At 72.9% G+C, this 21,965-nt stretch carries 11 protein-coding genes and 1 pseudogene; 2 read left to right on the top strand and 10 right to left on the bottom strand.

Features of this window, described 5'->3' with window-relative positions; genetic code table 11:
- Positions 1–51 precede the first annotated feature (51 nt).
- Positions 52–1,398: an APC family permease gene (locus B1H29_RS09145; RefSeq protein WP_055419766.1), complete on the bottom strand. Its 1,347-nt coding sequence runs from the start codon at positions 1,396–1,398 to the stop codon at positions 52–54.
- Positions 1,399–1,515: 117 nt separating this feature from the next.
- Positions 1,516–1,593, bottom strand: coding sequence for a 50S ribosomal protein bL37 (locus tag B1H29_RS40175; protein WP_370443954.1), 78 nt, complete (start codon positions 1,591–1,593; stop codon positions 1,516–1,518).
- A gap of 468 nt (positions 1,594–2,061) precedes the next feature.
- Here B1H29_RS40175 and B1H29_RS39855 point away from each other — a divergent pair, with 468 nt between their 5' ends.
- Together B1H29_RS39855 and B1H29_RS09150 are read left to right on the top strand one after the other, a co-directional pair.
- Positions 2,062–2,172, top strand: coding sequence for a cold-shock protein (locus tag B1H29_RS39855; RefSeq protein WP_167392521.1), 111 nt, complete (start codon positions 2,062–2,064; stop codon positions 2,170–2,172).
- A gap of 166 nt (positions 2,173–2,338) precedes the next feature.
- Positions 2,339–3,430 (top strand): fatty acid desaturase family protein, encoded by a 1,092-nt coding sequence (locus B1H29_RS09150; RefSeq protein WP_079160115.1) that lies wholly within the window; start codon positions 2,339–2,341, stop codon positions 3,428–3,430.
- A 46-nt stretch (positions 3,431–3,476) separates the two neighbouring features.
- On the opposite strand, the gene B1H29_RS09155 is transcribed toward B1H29_RS09150, so the two are convergent.
- From B1H29_RS09155 to B1H29_RS09190, 8 genes and pseudogenes are all read right to left on the bottom strand, one after another.
- The gene (locus tag B1H29_RS09155) at positions 3,477–3,938 is read right to left on the bottom strand and encodes a flavin reductase family protein (protein WP_234393082.1); all 462 of its coding nucleotides are present in this window, start codon (positions 3,936–3,938) and stop codon (positions 3,477–3,479) included.
- 547 nt (positions 3,939–4,485) lie between these two features.
- A pseudogene (locus B1H29_RS40005) lies at positions 4,486–7,101 on the bottom strand (amino acid adenylation domain-containing protein); the annotation flags it as partial.
- 34 nt (positions 7,102–7,135) lie between these two features.
- Positions 7,136–7,729 carry a cysteine dioxygenase family protein gene (locus B1H29_RS09165; protein WP_055419768.1) on the bottom strand — a complete coding sequence of 198 codons (594 nt, stop codon included), beginning with the start codon at positions 7,727–7,729 and terminating at the stop codon, positions 7,136–7,138.
- A gap of 161 nt (positions 7,730–7,890) precedes the next feature.
- Entirely contained in the window at positions 7,891–12,543 is a 4,653-nt protein-coding gene (locus tag B1H29_RS09170; protein ID WP_055419769.1) for a type I polyketide synthase, read from the bottom strand.
- Positions 12,540–17,093, bottom strand: a complete 4,554-nt coding sequence (locus tag B1H29_RS09175) for a type I polyketide synthase (protein ID WP_063787513.1) — start codon at positions 17,091–17,093, stop codon at positions 12,540–12,542. Before B1H29_RS09175 ends, B1H29_RS09170 begins: the two co-directional genes overlap by 4 nt.
- A gap of 56 nt (positions 17,094–17,149) precedes the next feature.
- A complete protein-coding gene (locus tag B1H29_RS09180) occupies positions 17,150–18,322 on the bottom strand; it encodes a threonine synthase (protein WP_055419770.1) in 1,173 nt (390 codons plus the stop codon).
- Between the two features lie 73 nt (positions 18,323–18,395).
- Complete coding sequence (locus B1H29_RS09185) at positions 18,396–20,180, bottom strand: ABC transporter ATP-binding protein (RefSeq protein ID WP_055419771.1); 1,785 nt, start codon at positions 20,178–20,180, stop codon at positions 18,396–18,398.
- Entirely contained in the window at positions 20,177–21,961 is a 1,785-nt protein-coding gene (locus B1H29_RS09190; protein ID WP_079160118.1) for an ABC transporter ATP-binding protein, read from the bottom strand. The genes B1H29_RS09185 and B1H29_RS09190 overlap by 4 nt, the downstream gene beginning before the upstream one ends.
- Between the last annotated feature and the right edge of the window lie 4 nt (positions 21,962–21,965).

Here is a 21,965-nt window from a genome sequence, read left to right on the forward strand (position 1 = left end):
CGCACAGCGGCCCCACGACGGACGCCCGGCGCACAGCGGCCCCGCGACCGGCTACCCGCGTCCGGCCGGGTCCGCGCCCCGGCCCCGCCGCACGGCGGCGAGCGCGGCCAGCACCATCCCCACGGCCACGACCAGCAGACCGCGCAGCCACACCTCGGCCTCGATCTGCGTGGCGAGCGCGACGCAGGACAGGGCGCCCAGCACGGGGAGCACGGTCGGGGCCCGGAAGTGGTCGGCCTCGCCGCGGTCGCGGCGCAGCACGAGTACGGCCGTGTTGACCATGAGGAAGACCACGAGCAGCAGCAGGACCAGCGTGGACGCCAGGGTGGCGACGTCGCCGGTGAGCGCGAGGAGCATCGACAGCAAGGTCGTGACCGCGATCGCGGCCCACGGCGTACGGCGGCCGGGCAGCACCTTGGCCAGCGCGGCGGGCAGCAGCCCGTCCCGGGCCATGCCGTAGGCCAGGCGGGAGGACATGATGCCGGTGAGCAGCGCGCCGTTCGCCACGGCGACGAGCGCGATGGCGCTGAACAGCCGGGCCGGGACGCCGCCGGCCGCCTCGACGACCTCCAGCAGCGGCCCGCTCGACCCGGCCAGTCGGGCCGTCGGCACCGCCACGGACGCGGCGAGCCCCACCAGCACGTACACGACGCCCGCGGTGGCGAGGGCGCCGAACAGGGCACGCGGGTAGGAACGCCGGGGGTCGCGGGTCTCCTCGGCGACGTTCACGGACGTCTCGAAGCCGACGAAGGAGTAGTACGCCAGTACGGAGCCGCTCAGCACCGCCGCCGCGGCCCCCTTCTCCGGCGTACCGAGCTGCCCGAGCCGCGCCACGTCGCCGTCGCCGCGCAGCAGCAGCCAGACGCCGAGGACGACGATGACGAGGAGGCCGCCGACCTCGACGACGGTGGCGACGACGTTGGCGCGGGTCGACTCCTTGATGCCCCGCGCGTTGACCAGCGCGAGCAGGGCGAGGAACAGCACGGCGACGAGCCCGACCGGCAGCGTCACGAAGGCGGAGAGGTAGTCGCCCCCGAAGCCGCGGGCCAGCGCGGCCACGGAGACGACGCCGGCGGCGAGCATGCAGAAACCGGCGACGAATCCGGCGAACGGTCCGAAGGCGCGGGTGGTGTAGTGGGAGGCTCCGCCCGCCCGCGGATACTTCGTGGCCAGCTCGGCGTAGGAGGCGGCGGTCAGCATCGCCAGCAGCAGCGCGACGACCAGCGGCAGCCACACCGCTCCCCCGGCGTCGGCGGCCACCTGCCCCACCAGGACGTAGACCCCGGCGCCGAGCACGTCGCCCAGGATGAAGAAGTACAGCAGCGGGGTGGTCAGCGCGCGCTTGAGCGCCGGGCCGCCCCGCGCGTCCGCCGAGGGTTGTTCTCCGAGTCTCGCCATGGCGCCTCAGGTTTCCCGTAAGACGGGAAGCACGCCCTGCCGCACGGGTCTGTCCCGCCCCACGAACGCGCATCGGGTGGGTGGCGATCGCCACCCACCCGATGCGCCGCCCCGTCCTCAGCTCTGCGGACGGCTGCCGTGGTTCGCGCCGTTCTTGCGACGGGCCTTCTTCTTACGACGTCGCTTCGAGGACATCGAACCCTCCTTTTCCTGTGCCTTCACGTGCTGTCCACCGGATTGTGGCCCCGGAGATCACGGAGCACCTTTCCCACCGACGCGACGGCAAACACCCGACGCGAAATGCACACGGGTGGCCTACGTCACGAGGGGCGACACGGCGACACGGCGACGCGGTGACACGGCGCCTCGGCGCGGCCGCCGGCTCCCACGGGCCGGACCGGCTTCGCGGCCGTCGGGCGCGATCGGTCGAGGTGATGCCGTGGCCGCGCCGCGGGCACCTTTCCACCGGAGCGGGAACCTGTCGGGCACACCGCACGTTGTGACGAGTGGTTGTAGCTGAAGTTTGCGTACGTGGAAGCGCCCGCGGAGTTCTGACAGCGGGCGCCTTCGTTCGGAGTTTCCTTCGACGGCCGGCGACCGGCAACCCGGAAGCGCGCGGCCCCGTGCTCTCCGCCCGGTTCGTCATCTAGAAGGAGACAGCACATGGCTCGAGACACAGCGAAGTGGTTCGACGCGGAGAAGGGTTCCGGCTTCATCGCCCCTGCTGAGGGCGGCGGCGCCGGCCCGCAGGCCGACCGGGTCCGCGCGCTCTGAGCCGCACGTTTCCGAGGCAGGCCGTTGCCGGGCAGGCCCATTCCCAGAATCCCTGCCCCGAGGCCGACACCTCCCGGGGCGGGCCCGTGCGCGAACCTGCCCGGGGTGCTTCCCCCCTGGGGCCCTGCCCGCACGGCCGACGCCCACGCAGCCCGAGAGGTAGAACGTGACCACGCAGACCATCGACCGGGGCGACGGCCCGGCGGACCCCGCCCGAATGACGGGACCTCCGCCCACCCGCCGCGGCAGTGACTTCGCCGCCCTCTCCCGCGAGGTGAAGGAGAGCGGGCTGCTGAGGCGCCGCCCGGTCTACTACTCCGTCAAGATCGGGGCGAACTCGCTCCTGCTGGCCGCGGGATGGACCGCCTTCGCCCTGCTCGGGCAGTCGTGGTGGCAGCTCGTGACCGCCGCCTTCCTCGCGGTGATGTTCACCCAGACCGCCTTCATCGGGCACGACGCCGGCCACCACCAGATCGCCGCCTCCAAGCGGGTCAACGACCTCCTCGGCCGCGTCCACGCCGACCTGCTGGTCGGTCTGAGCTACGGCTGGTGGATCAACAAGCACACCCGGCACCACTCCCACCCCAACCACGTCGACCGCGACCCCGACATCGCCGACGGCGCGATCGCGTTCACCGAGGACCAGGCCCGCGTCCGCCGGGGAGCGTACGCCTGGCTCGGCCGTCACCAGGCATGGCTCTTCTTCCCCATGCTGCTGCTGGAGGGACTCGCCCTGCACGTCGCCGGTGTACGGGCGACGTTCGACGGCACCGGCAGGCGGACCGGGCGGGCGGCCAGACTGGCCGAGGCGGGCATGCTGACGACGCACATCGTCGGCTATCTCGTCGCCCTGTTCTGGTTCCTGACCCCCCTCCAGGCCGTGGCCTTCCTCCTGGTGCACCAAGGGCTGTTCGGTCTGTACATGGGGTGCTCGTTCGCCCCCAACCACAAGGGCATGGCCCTGTTCGCCAAGAACGACAAGGTCGACTTCCTGCGCCGCCAGGTGCTGACGTCACGCAACATCCGCGGCCACCGGCTCACCGACCTGGCGCTCGGCGGACTGAACTACCAGATCGAGCACCACCTGTTCCCGTCCATGCCGCGGCCCAGCCTGCGCCACGCCCAGCAGCTCGTACGCACGTTCTGCGCCCGGCACGGCATCGCCTACCACGAGACGGGGCTCCTCGACTCCTACGCCCAGGTGCTGAGGCATCTCCACGCCGTCGGCGGACCGCTGCGGCCCGAACTGGAGTACTGACCCTCCCGCACCCACACCCGCCCCCCTGCGGTCCGGCACCGCAGCGTCAGTAGGCGAGCGGTGTATGGGTGCCGAAGGAGCGTTGGTGGTAGGTGAGGGGGCTGGGACTCACCGGGTCTCCCTCACCCGGTTCGGCCGTGAGGACATGGGCGAGCAGGACCGTGTGGTCCCCGGCGGTGACGTAGTCACCGGCCTCGGCGGCGATCCATGCCGCCGATCCCGGCAGGCGGGGACGATCCTGGCTCGGCAACCAGGTCACGCCGTCGAACTTGTCCGGTCCGGAACGGGCGAAGGCGATGGCGAGATCAGCCTGGTGGGCGCCCAGGATGTTGAGACCCAAGCGACCGGTGCGGCGGATGACCGCGAGGAGTCGAGAGCCGTTGGCCAGGGACACCAGCACCATCGGGGGCGTCAGGGACAGCGAGACGAAGGCGCTGACCGTGGTGCCGTGCGGGCGCGAACCGTCCATCGCGGTGGCCACGGCGACAGGGGAGACGACAGTGGACATGGCGTCGCGAAACGCTTGCGGGGTCATGGTGCTGGAGGGCTTGGGGGTGGGCATACCGGGCCGTTTCTATGACGCGGGAGTCGAGCCCGAACTGGTCGCGGGCTCCGAAATGGTTGCGCGGGGTGGAGCCTTCTCGGTCGAGGGGGGACAGGCACCGTGCCCGCGGATGGGACGACCTGGTCGACCATGGTTCCGACGCCCTGGCGATGGTCGTCGATGACGAGCGGGAAGCCGTCGCAGGCTCCCGCCTCGAACCGCTCCCGCACGTGGTCGGCCACGTCGGCGAAGGTGCCGGCCACGAGCGGGTGGTGGTCGACGACGCCATGGGCGAGAACGTCCCACAGGCTGCACAGCACTGCCGGATGGCACTGGCGTTTTCGCGGGTGGAGGGACCTCCGCCCCACGCATGGCGGCGTCCCGCAGCCGAAATGGGGTGTCCAGCGAGGACCCATACCCCGGTAGGTCCGCGTCCGACGGGTGCTGCGGATACCTGCACACGGCGTCGAGCCCTCACCGTAGTACGTCCGGCTCCTCCGATCCGCCGAACTCAAGGCCGGTTGATCAGACGGTGGGCCACGCCGGCCACGGTGGGCGACTCGAAGAGGGAGCGGATGTCCAGGTCGCAACCGAAGACCGAGCGGATGCGCTCGGTCAAGCGGATGCCCAGCAGCGAATGACCGCCCACGTGGAAGAAATTGTCGTGGATTCCGATCCCGGGGAGGTCGAGCACCTCCGCGAACAGGGCGCACAGAAGCTCCTCCTGCGCAGTGCGCGGAGCGGCGGAGGCGACGGTGCGCGGGAGCGGGTCCGGGAGCGCCCTGTGGTCGAGCTTGCCGTTCGGTGACAGCGGAAACGCGTCGAGGACCGTGAACGTCGACGGGATCATGTGCTCCGGGAGACGCCGTGCCGCGGCGCGGCGGACCTCCTCGGCGAACAGGTCCGGGTCGGAGGGGAGTTGCCGGCCGGGGCGGGGCTCGGCGGCGGCTCGGGCCGGACCGTCCGGCGCGTCGCCCGGGCGGCGGGCGTACACGGTGACCAGTCCCGTGCCCGTGAGGAGGGGCGCCGTCTCGACCTCGACGGAGTAGCCGTGAGCCGTGAGCCGGTCCTTGACGCGGGCCACCCGGTCGCCCGCGTCGTGCGCCTCGATCGTCAACTGCCGGATGAGGGGCCAGTGGGCGTCGTCGATGCCGTCCAGGACCTCGAGTTCGCTCTTCTCCGCGTCGATCTTCAGCAGGTCGACGCGGTCCACCGCGGACTCGCGGATGACGTCGGACAGGGTCCGCAGCCGGCAGACCACCTCCTCGTGCCGCAGCCGTTCGGTGAGCAGCACGTCGAGGTCGGCCTCGGACCCGGGCGTGCCGAGGCCTGTCGCCAGAGGGTCGTTGCGTACGTACGCCTCCACGACGCCGCGCTCCTGCGCCGTGTCGCCGAACCTGCCGGACATGATGGACAGGCCCGGGTAGTAGGTGAACGTCGCCGTGTCCTCCTTCTCACCGAGCCCGTAGGGGAACAGCCGGACGTCGGCACCGTGGATGCGGGTGTTCAGCTCCAGCAGACGGAACAGGTCGGGTATGGGCTCGAACGCGTGGATGACGGCGTCCGGGAAGGACCGGGCGACGGCGAGGGTGAACAGCCCGATGTGCGCGCCGACGTCGAACACGCACGCGCCCGGCGGCAGGGTGATGCCGTTGCGGAGGTACTCGCGGCGCTCGAAGACCTCCTGGTAGACGAAGTCCGTCTCGGTGTGGTTGCCCGACGCGACGAGCGTGCCGTCGGGCAGTGTGTGCCGCTCGTCGGCGCCGAGCAGGCCCTGGCGTTCGAGCCGGCACACCTGGAGCAGGGGGCCCGCCTCGCGGGCGTCCGGGACGAGGTAGGCGGCGAGTCGCGCGCCGCCCGTCTCGTCCGGCCGGGCCACGACCGCGGCGGTCGCCACGCCGGGCAGGCCCGCCAGCACTGCCTCGACCTCGCCCGGTTCGACGCGCATGCCCCGCACCTTGACCTGGTGGTCGGTCCGGCCGGCGTACTCGACGGCTCCGTCGGGGCGCAGGCGGGCGAGGTCGCCGGTGCGGTACATGCGGCTGCCGGGCGGTCCGTACGGGTCGGGCAGGAAACGGTCCGCGGTGAGGTCCGGGCGGTTCACGTAGCCGCGGGCCACCTGGACGCCGGTGATGTGGAGTTCGCCGGTGACGCCGGGCTCCACCGGCCGGAGGTCGGTGTCGAGAACGTACAGGCGGGTGTTCCACACGGGCCGGCCGATGGGGACCGGCCCCGGCGGGTCACCGGCCCGGCACTCCCAGTGGGAGACGTCGACGGCCGCCTCCGTGGGGCCGTACAGGTTGTGCAGCTCGGCGCCGCCGAGGACGGGGAAGAACCGGTCGCGCAGTTCGCCGGGGAGGGCTTCTCCGCTGGCGAAGACCCGGCGCAGACCGGTGCACGCGGCGGCTGCGGGCTCGTCGAGGAACAGCCTGAGCATCGACGGCACGAAGTGGACGGCCGTCACCCGCTGGGACCGGATCAGCTCCGCGATGTACCGCGGGTCCCGGTGTCCGCCGGGCTCGGCCACGACCAGGGCCGCGCCGACGCTCAGGGGCCAGAAGAACTCCCACACCGAGACGTCGAAGTCCGCCGGGGTCTTCTGCAGCACCCGGTCGTCGGCACCGAGGTGGTACCGGTCCTGCATCCACCGCAGCCTGTTGACGATCGCCCGGTGCGGTACGGCGACGCCCTTCGGCCGTCCGGTCGACCCCGAGGTGTAGATCACGTACGCGGTGTTCAGCGGGTGCGGCGGCGGCAGGGGGTGGTCCTCCGAGGTGTCCCGTGCCGACAGGTCCCGGACGTCGTCGGCGGTCAGCACCGTCAGGGGCCGCGCGTCCTCGGTCATGAGCGCGACCCGTTCGGCCGGATGCCCCGGGTCGAGCGGCAGGTAGGCCGCCCCCGTCCGGTGGACCGCGTACAGGGCGAGGACCAGCTCCACGGAACGCGGCACGCTCACCGCGACGACTGTCTCCGGCCCGGCGCCGCGGGCCGCCAGGGCACGGGCCAGCCGCTCGGTCCGGGCGTCCAGTTCGGCGTAGGTCAGTACGGTGCCGTCGGCGACGATCGCGACCGCGTCGGGCGTTCTGGCCACCTGCGCCGAGAAGAGCTCGGGCAGGGTGGTCGGCGGGTTGTGCACGCTGTCCCCCATGATGTCGCTTCCCTTACGGCCTGACAGGCCGCTGTGCCGCACCGAGGGCGGCGTGCGGCAACCGCACCGGCAGGTCGTAGCGTCGCCGGACACTCGTGCCGAGCCTGCCGACGTCGGCCCCGTACACGTGCAGGGAGACGGTCAGTCCGTCGGTCGCGCTGCGGACCTCGTGGATGTCCCCCGGCGGCGAGAGGTGGGCGACGGTTCCGGTGTGGTTGACGGTGACGTCGACGGGGACGAGGTGCGGTGAGCCGTCCTCGTCGACGAGCCGGTAGCGGATCTCCTCCTCGGCCCCCCGGTGGACGCCGATCACACACCAGCAGACGTGGTCGTGGATCGGAGTGTGCTGGCCGGGCAGCCACACGAGGGCGACGACGGAGAACGTACCGTCCGGCTCGATGTGCAGGACGTGTTGCTTGTACGCGGCCGGGTCGGGGGTGAGCTGCTCCTCGGTCAGCAGGTCGTCGTGGCGCAGATGGGCGGCGACGATGTCCGCCACCCGCCGGCCCGCCTGCTCGCACCGGCCGACGGGGACGCGCAGCCCTTGGCGGATCTCCCTGACGAGGACGTCCAGTCTCGATCCCCTGGAGGAGGGAGCGGGCATCATGCTCCTTTCGTACCGCGCCCGGCGCCCCTTGACGGGAGCGCCGGGAACACCCACCGGCCGGTGGGGCGACGGTGTCGACTCGGGTGCGCTCCGGCGCGGGCCCGGTGTGGGCCCGGTGTGGGCCCGGTGTGGGCCCGGCGCGGGACGGGCCGGCCGCCGGATCAGGTCTGCCGACGGGCGCGGGCGCGGGCCATCCGGTTCTGCTGGTGCTGCCGACGTGCGCCGGCCCGGCTCTTGACCTGCTCGATCGCGTGCCCGCTCGTCTCGGCCGGTTCGGCGTCCGCCCCGTCGATCAGCCGCGCGAGACCGGCGACGGTGAGCACTTCGTAAAGCTGCGCCACCGTGAGCGAGGCGCCCAGGGCCTTGTTGACGGTCGCCACGAGCTGGATGGCGACCAGGGAGCTTCCGCCGAGGTCGAAGAAGCTGTCCTCGACACCGACCTGGTCGATGCCGAGCAGGTCCTGCCAGGCCTTGCACAGCCGGCGCTGGGTCTCGCTGTTCGGCGGGACGTAGGTGCTGGGGACGTCCGGGCGGGGGTGGAGGGCCTGCGGTGCGCCGAGTCCGGCCAGCCGTTCGTCGCCCCCGCCGTCCGCGCCCAGGGCGAAAGCCTGCTCGATCAGGGCCTTGACGTCCACCGGGGACACGATCAACTGGGGTTCTGGTGACGAGGACAGGACGCGCTCCAGCGCTTCCAGGGCCTGCGCCGACGCCATGCCTCGCTCCGCGACGTCCTTGCCGCGGACCTCCGCCAGCGCGTCGGGGAGGTCCGCGGCGACGGCCATGCCCGCCTCCTTCCACGGCCCCCAGTCGACGGTGAGTACCCGGCGTTCGACCGCGTGGGTGTGGGCGTACGCGTCGAGGAAGCTGTTGGCGGCGACGTAGTCGGCCAGGCCGAAGTCACCGACGTGGGCGGCGTTGGAGCCGAAGAGGAACAGGAAGTCGGGCCGCAGCCCGGCCAGCGCGTGGTCGAGGTGGAGCGTGCCGAGCACCTTCGGGCCCATGACCTGGGCGGCCTTCTTCGAGGTGGCGAGCTGGACGAGGCCGCCGCCGGCCAAGCCCGCCGCGTGGAAGGCGCCGTGGACGCCTCCCCACCGGTCCACGACGGCGGACACGGCGGCCTCGACCTGGGCGTGGTCGCAGACGTCGGCGGTCAGCAGCATCACCTCGGCGCCCCGCCGCCGGACGGCGCGGACCTTCTCGATGACCTCGGCGGTCCTGCCGCCGCCGGGCTGCGCGAGCCGGCGGTCCCACTCCTCCTCCGGGGGGACGGCGGTGCGGGCGAGCAGGGCCAGTCTCCGGCCGGGGCGGGCGAGGTGCTCCGCCAGGGCGAGCCCGAGCCCGCCGGTTCCGCCGGTGATCAGGTAGACGCCGTCGTCGCGCAGGGCGGACGGGGCGCCGTCCGAGGGCGGCAGCGGCGCGGGCACGTAGGTCTGCGACCAGCGGTGCGCTCCCCGGTAGGCGACGGCGGCGTGCCCGGGCGGCAGGGAGAATTCGCGCAGCAACTGGTCGACGGTGCGCTCGGCCGGCTCGCCGTCCAGGACGATGTCGACGCTGCGGCAGGCGAGGCCGGGGTGTTCGCGCGGGATGACCCGGACGGGGCCGAGCAGGGTGGACTTGAGCGGCATGAGCCGTTCGGTGCCGAGGACCCGGTGCAGGCCGTCGCTGACGACCCAGATGTCGCAGTCCGGTTGGTCGGGGTGGCTGTTGAGGGCCTGGGCCAGGAAGAGCAGGCCGTCGAAGGCGCGGCGGGCGGCGGCGAACCCGGCGGCCGCGTCGCCGTTCTCGGGGTCGGGGGCGGCACCGGTCACGTTCCAGCAGTGGGCGACGCGGGTGGGCAGCTGGTCCTGCTCGCGCAGTGCCCGCAGCAGCCGTGTGTAGTGCTCCGCGTCGGCGGGGTCGATCGTGAAACGGTCCGGGGCCTGCGTCCACCGGTCTCCCGCGATCACAGTGGTCACCTGGGCGCCGTCGCGGCGCAACCGGGCCGTGAGCGCCTCGGCAAGCCCCTGCCGGTCGTCGAAGACGAGCCAGCGCCGACCGCCGGGGGAGGTGGACGCCGGGGGCAGCACGCTGCGTTCCCAGGAGGGGGCCTGGATCCAGTCGGTGACGTCGGACCGCCGGGTCGCCGGGGTGCTCGCGGCCGGTGCGGCGTGCCGGTCCAGCCAGTACCGCTGCCGCTGGAACGGGTAGACGGGCAGGGCGACTCTGCGGCGCCGCCCGCCGTCTCGCGGCTGGTGGAAGGAGGTCCAGTCGGGTTCGCCGCCGGCGAGCCACAGTTGGCCGAGGGCACGCTGCGCGGCCTCCACCGGATGCCTCCTGTCCTGGCGGTGCGGCAAGGTGGAGGTGACCAGGCGGGGTGCTCCGCCCGTGACGACGCGCCGGGCGAGACTGGTGAGGGTCTGGCCGGGGCCGATTTCCAGGAACACGAGGCCGGGTTCCTCCGACAGGGTGCGCACACCGGCGTCGAACTCCACCGGGGCCAGTACATGCCGGCCCCAGTACGCCGGGTCGCGGGCCTCGTCGTCCGTGATCCAGGTGCCCGTCACGTTGGAGACGAACCTGGTGCGGGGTGCCTGCCTCGGTACGGCGGCGACGGCGGCCACGAACCGGTCGACCATGGGCCGCATCATCGCGGAGTGGAAGGCGTGCGAGGTGCTGACGGGCCGGGACGCGGTGCCCCGCTCCGCGAGCAGCGCGGCGAACGCCGCCACGGCGGTGTGGTCTCCGGAGACGACACAGTCCTTGGGACCGTTGTGGGCGGCCAGAAAGACGTCGGCGGGCAGGAGGGACTCGACGGTCGCACGGTCGGCGACGACGCTGAGCATCGCCCCGGTCGGCTGCTCCTGCATCAACTGTCCGCGCAGCGCCACCAGGGCGAGGGCGTCTCGCGGGGTGAACACTCCGGCGAGGCAGGCCGCGACGAGTTCTCCCAGGCTGTGGCCGAGCAGGGCGGCGGGTTCGACGCCCCATGACGCCCAGAGCCGTGCCAGGGCGTATTCGAGGACGAACAGGGCCGGCTGGGCGAGCCCGGTCCGGTCGAGCTCGGTGGAAGCGGCCTCGGACCCGTCCGCGTCGAGCAGCAGTTCCACGAGGCCCGCGTCGGCGCCGTCGCGCGAGGCCAGTTCCGTCAGGCAGTGGTCCACGGCTTCGCGGAAGACCGGCTCGTGCGCGTAGAGCTCCCTGGCCATGCCGGGGTACTGGGCTCCCTGCCCGCTGATCAGGAACGCGACGCGCGGGGGTGTGCCGCCGCACTCGCCGGTCGTCACGCGTGCCGGGTCCCGTGCCTCCAGGGCGGCGGCGAGCGACGCGGCGTCGGGGCCGGTGACGCTGCGGCGGACCGGGAAGCGGTGGCGGCCCGTCGCGGCGGTGTACGTGACGTCGGCGAGCCGTGCCCCTCCCCGGCGCAGTCGTGCGGCCATCGCGTCGCTCAGCTCCTCCAGCGCCGCGTGGTTGCGTGCGGACAGCACGAGGAGGTGCGAGGGGCGTTCGGGCCGGGTGTCCCCTCCGGCGTCGGGGCGGCCCTGAGGAGGGCCTTCCTGGAGGACGACGTGGGCGTTCGTGCCGCCGAAGCCGAAAGCGCTCACCCCGGCCAGGCGGGGCCCACCGGAGCGCGGCCACGGCGCCGTGTCCCGCTGGACGGTGAAGGGTCCGGCGGCGAAGTCGATGTCCGGGTTGGGGGATTCGAAGTGCAGGGTGCGTGGCAGCGTCTCGTGCCACAGGGACAGGACCGTTTTGATCAGTCCCGCGATGCCGGAAGCGGCGTCCAGGTGACCGAAGTTCGACTTGAGCGATCCGAGGGCGACCGTGGCGGACGGCACGCCGTCGTAGGCCTTGGTGAGGGCGCGGACCTCGATCGGGTCTCCGAGCGAGGTGCCGGTGCCGTGCGCCTCGACGTATCCGATGTCGGCCGGGTCCGTACCGGCGTCACGCAGCGCGTCCGCGATCACCCTGGCCTGGCCGGCGACGGTGGGGGCGGTGAAACCGACCTTGACCGCCCCGTCGTTGTTGACGGCCGAACCCCTGACGACGGCGTAGACGGTGTCGCCGTCGGCGAGGGCGTCGTCGAGGCGCTTGAGCACCACGGCACCCGCTCCGCTGCCGAACAGGGTGCCGGCCGCACGGGCGTCGAAGGGGCGGCAGTGGCCGTCCGGGGAGACGAACGAGCCTTCCTGGTGGAAGTAGCCGCGCTCCTGCTCCAGGTTGAGGAAGACACCGCCGGACAGCGCCATGTCGCACTCGCGCTCGCGCAGTGAGCGGCAGGCCAGGTGCACGGCGACCAGCGACGTGGAGCACGCGGTGCGCAGCGAGACGCTGGGGCCCCGCAGGTCGAGCTTGTAGGAGACCCGGGTGGACAGGAAGCCCAGCTCGTTGCCGAGGAGGATCTGCGTGCCGCCGGTGGTCTCGACGATCTCGGAGTGGGAGTAGACGTGGGCCAGGTAGCCGTTGCTGCCGGCGCCGGCGAACACGCCGATGTCCCCGTCGAACCGGGCCGGGTCGTACCCGGAGTGCTCCAGCGCCTGCCACGCCGTCTCCAGGAAGACCCGGTGCTGCGGGTCCATGATCTCCGCCTCGCGGGCCGTGTAGCCGAAGAACTCGGCGTCGAACGTGTCGACACCGGGCAGGCAGGCGCCGGCGCGTACGAAGTTCGGCTGGTCGAGGTGGTCCGGTGAGGCGCCCGCGGCGAGGAGCTGTTCGTCGGTGAAGAAGGAGACGCTCTCCACGCCGTCGCGTATGTTCGCCCAGAACTCGTCCAGGTCGCGCGCGCCGGGGAAGCGCCCCGCCATGCCGACGATCGCGATGTCCCGGTCCCGGCTCATGCGAGTTCACCGATCAGGCCGGCCAGCGAGCGGATGGTGGGGCCCTCGTACACGACGGTCAGCGGGACGGCCATCCCGAGGCCGCTGCGCAGCCGGTGCACCACCTGGAGGCCGAGCAGCGAACTGCCGCCCAGTTCGAAGAAGTTGTCCTGCACTCCCACCGCCTCGATGCCGAGGAGTTCCTCCCAGATGGCGGCGAGCCGGCGTTCCAGGTCGGTGGCCGGGGCCACGTACGGGTTGCGCAGGCTGGGACGGGCGTGGCGCTGCTCCGCCGCCGCCGTTGTGTCCTGGCCGGGTGCGGACCACTGCCGGACGCGCTCGGCGAGGTCGGTCGTGGAGACGATGACCTGAGGGCGGGCCGCCGCGTCGAGGAGGCGTTCGAAGACGGCGCGCCCCTCGTCCGGGTCGAGGGCGACGTGGTGGATGGCGGCGCCGATGCCGGCTTGCGCGGTGTCGTCGCCGGGGAAGTGCCACGCCTCCCAGTTCAGCGACGTCCACCGGACGCGTCCGGGCCGGGGCTCGCGCCGGGCGAAGGAGTCGAGGAAGGCGTTGGCGGCGGCGTACGCGGTGAAGCCGAGTCCGCCGAGCAGGGACGCGACGGAGGAGCAGAGCACCGCGAAGTCGAGGGGCTGCCCCGCCAGAGCCCGGTCGAGTACGCGCACGCCGTGCAGTTTCGGCCCGAAGTGGCGGGAGCAGTCGTCGTCCGTCAGGTCGGCGAGCACCTGGTGGGCGGCCGGGCCCGTGGTGCCTGCGGCGTGGATGAGGCCGTTGACGGGGCCGCACTCCTGGACGGCCTTGTCCACCGCCGCGGCGACGGCGTCGGGGTCGGCCACGTCCGTGGCGGAGATGACGACCGTGGCGCCCATGGCCTCCAGTTCGCGGACGGCGGCGACGGCCGCGGCGGTGGCGGGGTCGTGCTCGCCGTCCCAGGCGCTGCGGTCGGGCAGGCCCGTACGTCCCATCAGGACGAGGTGCGCACCGGGGGTGCGGGCGGCGATGGCGCGGGCGAGGACCAGCCCGATCCTGCCGAGGCCGCCGGTGATCAGGTAGACGCCGCCGGGCCGCAGCGCGGTCCCGGTGTGTGCCGTCAGCGGTGCCGGTACGAGGACCTGGCGCCAGCGCGTCGTGCCGCGCAGCGCGACGATCCCGCTGTCGGCCTCGGTGGCGAGTTCCGCGACGACCCGGTCCGCGAGGCCGAAGGCTCCGGCCGGGACGGGCACGTCGATCTGGGCGCAGCGCAGGGAGGGGTACTCCTGGGGTGCGACCTTGCACACTCCCTGGACGGTGGCCTTGACGGGGTTCACCGGTTCGTCTCCGAGCACCGGGTACGTCTCGCTGGACAGCACGGTCCAGTGCTGCCGGCCCACCATCAGTTCGGGCTCGCACGCGCGGGCCCACCGCACGAGGCTGTGGAACCCGCGCTCCAGGGTCTCCTCGGCCGCCGCGCGGTCGTCCGTCGCGGGCCCCGGGTCGACGGCCCAGCAGTGCACCACGCGGTCGGGGAAGGTCCCCCGGGCGCGCAGGCTCTCGGCGAGTCTGCCGTAGTGGTCCGGATCGGCGGGGTCCATGACGTACCGGTCGGCCCCGTCGTCCTGCCAGGCGGGTCCCGCCGTGACGGTCACCACGGGGGCGCCCAGCGCGGACAGCCGGGCGGCGACCTCGCCGCCGAGGCCGCCGTCGTCCGCGAACACGAGCCAGCGGTGGCCGTCCACGGCGAGGGTGCTTTCCACGGGCCCGAGCCGCTGCCACGAGGTGTCGTAGAACCAGTCGTCCGTCCCGGCCCGTTCCCCGGACGCGGCCGTGTGCCGGTCGCTCCGGTCGGCGTCGAGCCAGTACCGGGTGCGGGCGAACGGGTAGGAGGGCAGCACCACCCGGCGGCGCGGGGTGTGCGCGTGCAGGGCCGCCCAGTCGGGGGTGATGCCGGCGAGCCACAGCCGGCCCAGCGCCCGGAGCGCGACCGCCCGGTCGGACTCGGCGGTGAACGCGTCGGGCAGTGATGGGACGACGACCCGGTCGGTGACCTCCGCGCTCGCCGGGTGCTGCATCGCCCCCGAGGTCAGCGCCCGGCCGGGGCCGACCTCGACGAGGACGACGCCGTCCACGCCCCACAGGGTGCGCATGCCGTCGGCGAAGCGCACCGGGAGCCGGACGTGCCGGGCCCAGTAGTCGGCGTCCGTCGCCTGCTCCGCGGTGATCCACGTACCGGTGACGTTGGAGACGAACGGTATGGCGGGCGGGTTCAGCGGTACCCGGCGCACGGCCTCGGCGTACGACGCGACGACCGGGTCCATCATCGGGGAGTGGAACGCGAGCCGGGTGTTGAGCCGTCGCGAGACCACGCCGTCCGCCTCCAGTGCGGCGGACACCCGGTCGATCGCGTGCGGCGGGCCGGCCAGCACGCAGGTGCGCGGGTCGTTGACGGCGGCTACGGAGACCTCGTCGGTGAGGTACCGCGCGGCCCCCTCCTCGGTGAGGGGTACGGCCACCATGGCGCCCTCGCCGCAGGCGGAGATCAGCCGGGCACGCTCCACGACCAGCCGCAGGGCGTCGGGCAGGGAGAACACCCCGGCCAGGCACGCGGCGACGTACTCACCGAGGCTGTGGCCGATCATCGCTTCCGGGACGACGCCCCAGGCGCGCCACAGCCGGGCCAGCGCGTACTCGACGGCGAACACGGCCGGGTAGCCGAGCGCGGGCTGGTCCAGCGGGTGGTCGCTGATCCGGGGGCCCGTCAGCATGCGCCGGAGGTCCGGCTTCCCGTCCCCCTCGGGGCGGCGCGCGGCCTCCCGGTCGAAGACGACCTCTCGGATGTCCCGGCCGAGGAGGGGGTCGAGGATCGAGACGCACTCGTCGAGCGCCTCCCGGAAGGCCGGCTCGGTCGCGTAGAGGCGCTCCGCCATCATCGGGTACTGCTCGCCGAAGCCGCTGAACATGAAGGCGACCGGGCGGTGGCCGTCCCCGGCGCGGGCGGCGCTGAGGACGCGCCCGTCGTCGCGGGCGTCGAGGGCGTCGAGGGCCTCCGCCGCGTCGGACGCGACGAGCACCCGGCGGTGGTGGAACGGCCTGCGCCCGCTCTGGAGGGTGAACGCCAGGTCGCCCAGGGGGGTGTCGGGGTGTTCCCGCAGATGGTCCGCGAGCCGGTCGGACATCGCCTCGAGCGCGGTGTCGCTGCGGGCGGAGAGGACGATGAGCTGCTCCTCGCCCGAGGGCTCGGGCGCGGGACGGTCCGGGGCCTGCTCCAGTACGACGTGCGCGTTGGTGCCGCCCAGCCCGAAGGAGCTCACTCCGGCGCGGCGGGGGCCTTCGGTGACGGGCCAGGGCGCGAGCTCGGTGTTGACGAAGAACGGGCTGTCGTCCAGGGCGATGCGCGGGTTGGGCCGCTCGAAGTGGAGGGTGGGCGGGATCTGTCCGTGCTCGACGGCGCTGACGGCCTTGATCAGTCCGGCGATGCCGGAGGCCGCGTCGAGGTGGCCGATGTTGGTCTTCACGGCGCCGAGGGCGCAGAAGTTGCGCTTGTCGGTGGCCGTGCCGAACGCCGCCGTGAGCGCGGCGAACTCGATGGGGTCCCCGAGGACCGTGGCGGTGCCGTGCGTCTCGACGTACCCGACGGTCTCGGGTTCCACGTCGGCGTTGGCCAGGGCGGTGGTGATGACTGACGCCTGGGAGTCGGCGCTCGGTGCGGTGAAGCCGACGCGCCGGTCGCCGTCGTTGTTGAGGGCCGAGCCCTTGATGACGGCGTGGACGTGGTCCCCGTCGGCGATGGCGTCACCCAGCCGCTTGAGGACGACCATCCCGACGCCGTTGCCGCCTACGGTGCCCCGGGCGTCCGCGTCGAAGGAGCGGCAGTAGCCGTCCGGCGAGAAGATGCCGTCCTCGGCGTACAGGTAGCCCTTGTGCTTCGACTCGTCGACGGCGACACCGCCCGCGAGTGCCGTGTCGCACTGGAAGGAGAGCAGGGCCTGGCAGGCCAGGACCACCGAGACCAGCGAGGTGGAACAGGCCGACTGGACGTTGACGCTGGGGCCTTGCAGACCGAGTTTGTACGACACGCGGGAGGCGAGGAAGTCACCGCTGTTGCCGATCATGACCTGGCTGCCGCCCAGCATGCCGGCGGCCCGGCGGTTCGCCGCCACGTTGAACATCAGGTACGTGTTGGTGCCGGCGCCGGCGTAGACGCCGATCAGCCCGTCGTAGCGGGCCGGGTCGTGGCCGGCCTTCTCCAGCGCGCCCCACGCGCATTCCAGCAGCAGCCGGTGCTGGGGGTCCATCAGTTCGGCCTCGCGCGGCGAGTAGCCGAAGAACTCCGCGTCGAAGGCGTCGATGTCGGCCAGCTCGTTGGCCGCCGGTACGTACAGCGGGTCGCGGGCCGTCTCCGGGGCGACCCCGCGGCTGAGCAACGCGTCCTCGGACAGGAAGGTGACCGCGCACTTCCCGTCCCGTATGTTGCGCCAGAAGGCGTCGACGTCCGGAGCCTTCGGGAACCGGCCCTCCATGCCGATCACCGCGATGTCCAGGCTCTCCGCGTACTCGTCGAACTGCTGGTCTGTCATCGGTCTCCCGTTCCCGCAGCGAGCATGTGTCTCTCCCCCGTCCTCGGATCCCCGGCTCAGGCGGGTACGTCCGTCCGGCTGCGCCCGGTCAGATTGACGAGTACGGTCGCGTCCTCACCGATCCGCCCGGCGGCCGCCTCGTTGCGTACCGCGGCGATCGTCGCCGCCGCGGCGTAGCACACGTCGAGGCCCTCGAGTTCCCGCAGCATCGTCCTGGCCTCGACCAGCTCCCGGCGGGAGGCCGAGACGACGGCTCCCCCGGTCTGCGACGCGATGTCGTACAGGTACGGGTAGTACGGTGCGCCGTCCCCGAGCAGGATGGCCGTGGCCAGCCCCTGGGGCCGGTCGATCCGGTCGGCGGCGGTCAGTTCACGCCGGCCCTGCCGCCAGGCGGTGGCGGCGGGCGCGCACGACTCCTCCTGGACCATGAGGAACCGCGGCATCCGATCGATCGCACCGGTCATCAGGTACTCGCGCATGCCCTTGTGGGCGGCGAGCAGCCCCATGCCGCTGCTGATGCCCTGGACGACCACGTCGGGCGTGCGGTCCATCTGGTCGAGGGCCTCCAGGTAGGCCAGCTTGAGGCCTTCGCGCCGCGCCCAGTTGAAGAACCCGGCGTCCAGGTGGAGCCCCTGTTCGGCGGCGAAGCGGCGGGCCTTCGCGGAAGCGTCCACGTAGGTGCCGGGAACCACGGTGAGCGAGGTCCTGGCGTGGTCGGGCACGTCGTGGTTGGTGACGAAGTCCTCGCCGCAGAAGAAGTGGGCGCGCATCGCGGGGTCCCTGCGGACCGCGCGGGCGAGGGCGGTGGAGCTGTTGCCCGTGCTCGACCCGACGAACTCCTTGATCCCGAACTGCCGGAACACGGCCAGCACGACCGAGGCCAGGCGGTCCTTGGTGGTGCCGGTGGGCTGTCGCGACTCGTCCTTCGTCCACAGCCCGGGCACGCCGATGGCGGCGCCGAGGTCCGGGGCCGGCCGGCAGGGCGTACGGCGTGTGATGCCGTCGTCCAGGAAGTCCGGAGAGCTCAGCGGAAGGAAGTCGAAGTACGCCCGCTCGGGGGTTTCGTGGTCGCGGCGTGCCGCGCCGCGGAGGGTGTGGCGCGGCTCCAGTGCCCCGGAGCAGTTCGGGCACCGGTACACCAGTGCGAGTTCGAGTTCGACGTCACAGCACAGGCAGGCGAGTGTGTACGTGCCTCCCGCGCCGCCCTTGCTCTTCTCGTCATCCGGCACTGCGGCGTCCCCATTCGTTCGTTCTCGTGGAACCAGATGCGATAGGTGGTCGTGTGGGAAGGGAACGCGGGGGTCAGCCCGCGTGGCCTTCGTCCGCCGTGGCGCCCCGGCCGTGCCAGGAGCGCCACAGCGCCGCGTACGGCCCCCCGGCCGTGACCAGCTCGTCGTGTGAGCCGAGTTCGACGATCCGGCCGTCTTCCACCACGGCGACGCGGTCGGCGTCGTGGGCGGTCTGCAGGCGGTGGGCGATGGCGATCACGGTGCGGTCGGCCCGTACGGCGGCCATGGCCCGCTCCGCGTGCCGTGCGGTGGTCGGATCCAGCAGCGAGGTGGCCTCGTCGAGGATCAGGGTGTGCGGGTCGGCCAGCTCCACCCGGGCCAGGGACAGTTGCTGGGCCTGCGCGGGGTCGAGCTCGGCACCGCCGGAGCCGACCTGCGTGTCGAGGCCGTCGGGCAGGTCCTTGACCCAGTCGGCGCCGATCACGGCGAGCGCGTCCAGCAGTCGCTCGTCGTCGGCGTCGGGGGCGGCCATGGTCAGGTTGTCGCGGAGGCTCCCGATGAAGACGTGGTGCTCCTGGGTGACCAGGACGACTCGGTTGCCGAGCTCGTCGGCGGCGGCGAGGTCCACGACCGGCACACCGCCGACCTTGACGCTGCCCGTACGCGGGGTGTCCGCGCCGGACAGGAGTTTGCCGAGCGTGGTCTTGCCCGCGCCGGACGGGCCGACCAGGGCGAGGCGCTCCCCCGGGCGGACGGTGAGGTCCACGTCCTTGAGCACGTCGTGGCCCTCCACGTACGCGTAGGTGACGCCGCGGACCTCGATGCGGTCGTCGGCGGGTGCGGGCACGCCGCTGCGGGGCTCGCCCGCGACCATGCCGATGCCCTTGATGCGGGCGAAGGCCGCGCCGCTGCGCTGGAGCTGCTCCATCCACATCAGCACCCGGTCGAGCGGTTCCACCAACTGCCACATGTAGAGGCTGCCGGCGACGACCACTCCCAGGCTGACGGTGCCGTCGAGGTAGGCGTAGCCGCCGACGAGCAAGGTCACCGCGACGGGCAGGGAGTGTGCGAACTCCGTGACGGGGAACAGCACGGTGCGCAGGAACAGGGTGCGGCGGGCGGCACCGTACGCGCGGCCGATGGCCGCGTCGGCGTCCCGGACGCGGCGGCGGCGCAGGCCGAACGCCTCCACCGTACGGGCGCCCTCGGCGGTGGCGGCGACGATCTCGGCCACCTCCGAGGCGGCTTCGCCCTCGGCGAGGTAGGCGGTCCTGGCCCGGGCGAGGTACCAGCGGGTGACCAGGAACACGAAGGGCATGCCGACCAGGGCCCACAGGCCGAGCATCGGGTGCAGCAGGAAGACGGCGACGAAGATGAACAGCAACTGCATTCCGGCGACGAACACGTCCGGGATGGCGTTGCGCAGTGTGGTGGCGACGGTGCCGACGTCCATCGAGGCACGGGTCGTCAGGTCGCCGGTGCCGGCCTGCTCCACCACCCGGGCGGGCAGGGCGAGCGCCCGGTCCACGACCTCCTCCCGGAGCCGTGCGAGGGCCCGCTCGCCGAACCGGTGGGATTGGTTGAGGGCGAACCGGGTCAGCACCAGTTGGGCGACGGCGCAGACGAGCACGCCGAGGGCGAGCTGGTCGACGGACACGGCGCCGTCGCCGGTCTCGACGCGGGTGACGATCCGGCCGAGCAGCCACGGTCCGGCGAGGCCGGCCACGGCGGCGAGGCCGGCGAGCAGGACGACGACGGTCATGGACCGCCAGTCGGCCTTGATCAGTTCCACGCCGGCCCGGCGTGTGGTCGCGCGGTCCGCGACCGGAAGCCGCCATGGCTCGTTCGGGCGGCTCATCGGCTGGTTCCTTCCTGGAGGGCCGTCGCGTGCGGGGCCGGGGCGCTCTCGTCGCTGCCCCGGAGCACGAGCTCCCGGTAGCCCGGGTGGGTGGCGAGCAGTCCGCCGTGGGTGCCGACGGCGACGACCTCGCCGTCCACCAGGTAGGACACCTGGGCGGCCCGGTCGAGGATGAGGGGTGAAGTGCTGACCACCAGAGTGGTGCGGCCGTCCCGGGCCTCGAGGACGCGCTGGGCCGCGGTGGCCTCGGTGTGCGCGTCGAGCGCCGACGTCGGTTCGACCAGCAGCAGTACTTCGGGGTCGGCGAGAAGGGTCCGTACCAGGCGCAGACGCTGGCGTTGGCCCCCGGAGACGTTGCGGCCCCGGGCTTCCAGCCGGTCGTCGAGGCCTTCGGGCAGGGCCTCCACGATGTCCTCGGCCACGGCGGCCCGCACGGCCCCGGCGAGTTCGTCGGCCGTGTGGTCGTCGTGGACGGAGACGGCCGAGCGCAGGGCCCCGGCGAAGAGGTGGGCGTCGTTGTCCGCGACGAGGACACGGCGCCGCACTTCGGCCAGTTCGATCTCGGAGAGCCGGGTGCCGCCCCAGGTCGCGTCGGAATCGGTGTAGCGGGCGAGCCGGTCGACGACGACGCGTGCCTCGTCGAGGCGGGCGCAGACGAGGGCGGTCATCCGGCCGGGTTCCAGCGTCAGGCCGGAGTGCGGGTCGTGCAGGGCGGCGGGGCCGGCCGGGGCCGCCGCCGGGCTCGCCCCGTCCGCCACGTCGGGCTCCAGAGCCAGGATGTCGATCACCCGTCGGGCGGCGACGAGGCCGCGGGGCAGGTCGTCGGCGCCCTCGATGAAGAACGACACGGGGACCAGGAGCGCGGCGACGTAGCCGTACACGGCGACCATCTCACCGACGGTGATCGTTCCGCTGGCGGCCATCCTGGCACTGATCCAGGTGACGACGGCCAGGAAGATCACCGGGAGGCCCGCGCCGATGGCCTGGACCCAACTGGTGAAGGAGGCGACCCGGTAGCCGTCGGTGAGGACGGCCTGCGACCGTTCCCGGTACCGCTTGCCGAAGGCGGCCTTGCCGCCGATGCCGCACAGCACGCCGAGGCCGGAGACGATGTCGCCGGCGCGGGCCGTCAGCTCCCCCTGCCGTTCCCGGTAGGTGCCCTCCGCGCCATGCAGTTTGCCGAGGAGGGGGCCGACCGCGAGGGCGAGGAGCGGGACGCCCAGCAGGACCACGCCGGCGAGCACCGGGGAGATCGTGAACAGCAGGACGGCGGTGGCCGAGTAGGCGACGACCGCGCCGACGCCGGGGCCGGTGATGGTGAGCGTCACGGCGATCCGCCCCATGTCGCCCGCCTGGAGGTGGGTGAGTTCACCGACGGAGACCCTGCGCGGCAGGGTGGCACCGAGCCTGGTGACCTGCCGGACGACGACCTGCGCCGTCCGGTAGGCCGCGTCCGTGCGGATGAGGGTCATGGTGCGGTGCCGCAGGATGCCGAGGGTGGCGATGGCCGCGCCGGTGACCAGGATGATCACGACCCAGAGGACCAGCGTGTCCGTGTCGCGCCGCCGAAGGCCGTCGTCGATGGCCTTGGCCATGAAGTACGGCGGCAGCATCAGCGCGCACATCCACAGGGAACCCCACAGGGAACCGAGCAGGATCCGGCCGCGCTGCATCACGACCAGCCACCACAGGTAGCGGGCCGGACTGCCAAGGTCCGGCGTGCCGGGGTCGGTGTAGGGGACCCGGCGCTCGCGCGTGGGCAGGGCGGATCCTTCGGTCATCTCG

Origin of the sequence: Streptomyces pactum (assembly GCF_002005225.1) — a bacterium.
Taxonomy (GTDB): Bacteria; Actinomycetota; Actinomycetes; order Streptomycetales; family Streptomycetaceae; genus Streptomyces; species Streptomyces pactum_A.

Bases quoted from the DNA above. Each gene is read 5' to 3' on its own strand.
- B1H29_RS09145 (WP_055419766.1), bottom strand. From the start codon at position 1,398: ATGGCGAGACTCGGAGAACAACCCTCGGCGGACGCGCGGGGCGGCCCG.
- B1H29_RS40175 (WP_370443954.1), bottom strand. From the start codon at position 1,593: ATGTCCTCGAAGCGACGTCGTAAGAAGAAGGCCCGTCGCAAGAACGGC.
- B1H29_RS39855 (WP_167392521.1), top strand. From the start codon at position 2,062: ATGGCTCGAGACACAGCGAAGTGGTTCGACGCGGAGAAGGGTTCCGGC.
- B1H29_RS09155 (WP_234393082.1), bottom strand. From the start codon at position 3,938: ATGTCCACTGTCGTCTCCCCTGTCGCCGTGGCCACCGCGATGGACGGT.
- B1H29_RS09165 (WP_055419768.1), bottom strand. From the start codon at position 7,729: ATGATGCCCGCTCCCTCCTCCAGGGGATCGAGACTGGACGTCCTCGTC.
- B1H29_RS09170 (WP_055419769.1), bottom strand. From the start codon at position 12,543: ATGAGCCGGGACCGGGACATCGCGATCGTCGGCATGGCGGGGCGCTTC.
- B1H29_RS09175 (WP_063787513.1), bottom strand. From the start codon at position 17,093: ATGACAGACCAGCAGTTCGACGAGTACGCGGAGAGCCTGGACATCGCG.
- B1H29_RS09185 (WP_055419771.1), bottom strand. From the start codon at position 20,180: ATGAGCCGCCCGAACGAGCCATGGCGGCTTCCGGTCGCGGACCGCGCG.
- B1H29_RS09190 (WP_079160118.1), bottom strand. From the start codon at position 21,961: ATGACCGAAGGATCCGCCCTGCCCACGCGCGAGCGCCGGGTCCCCTAC.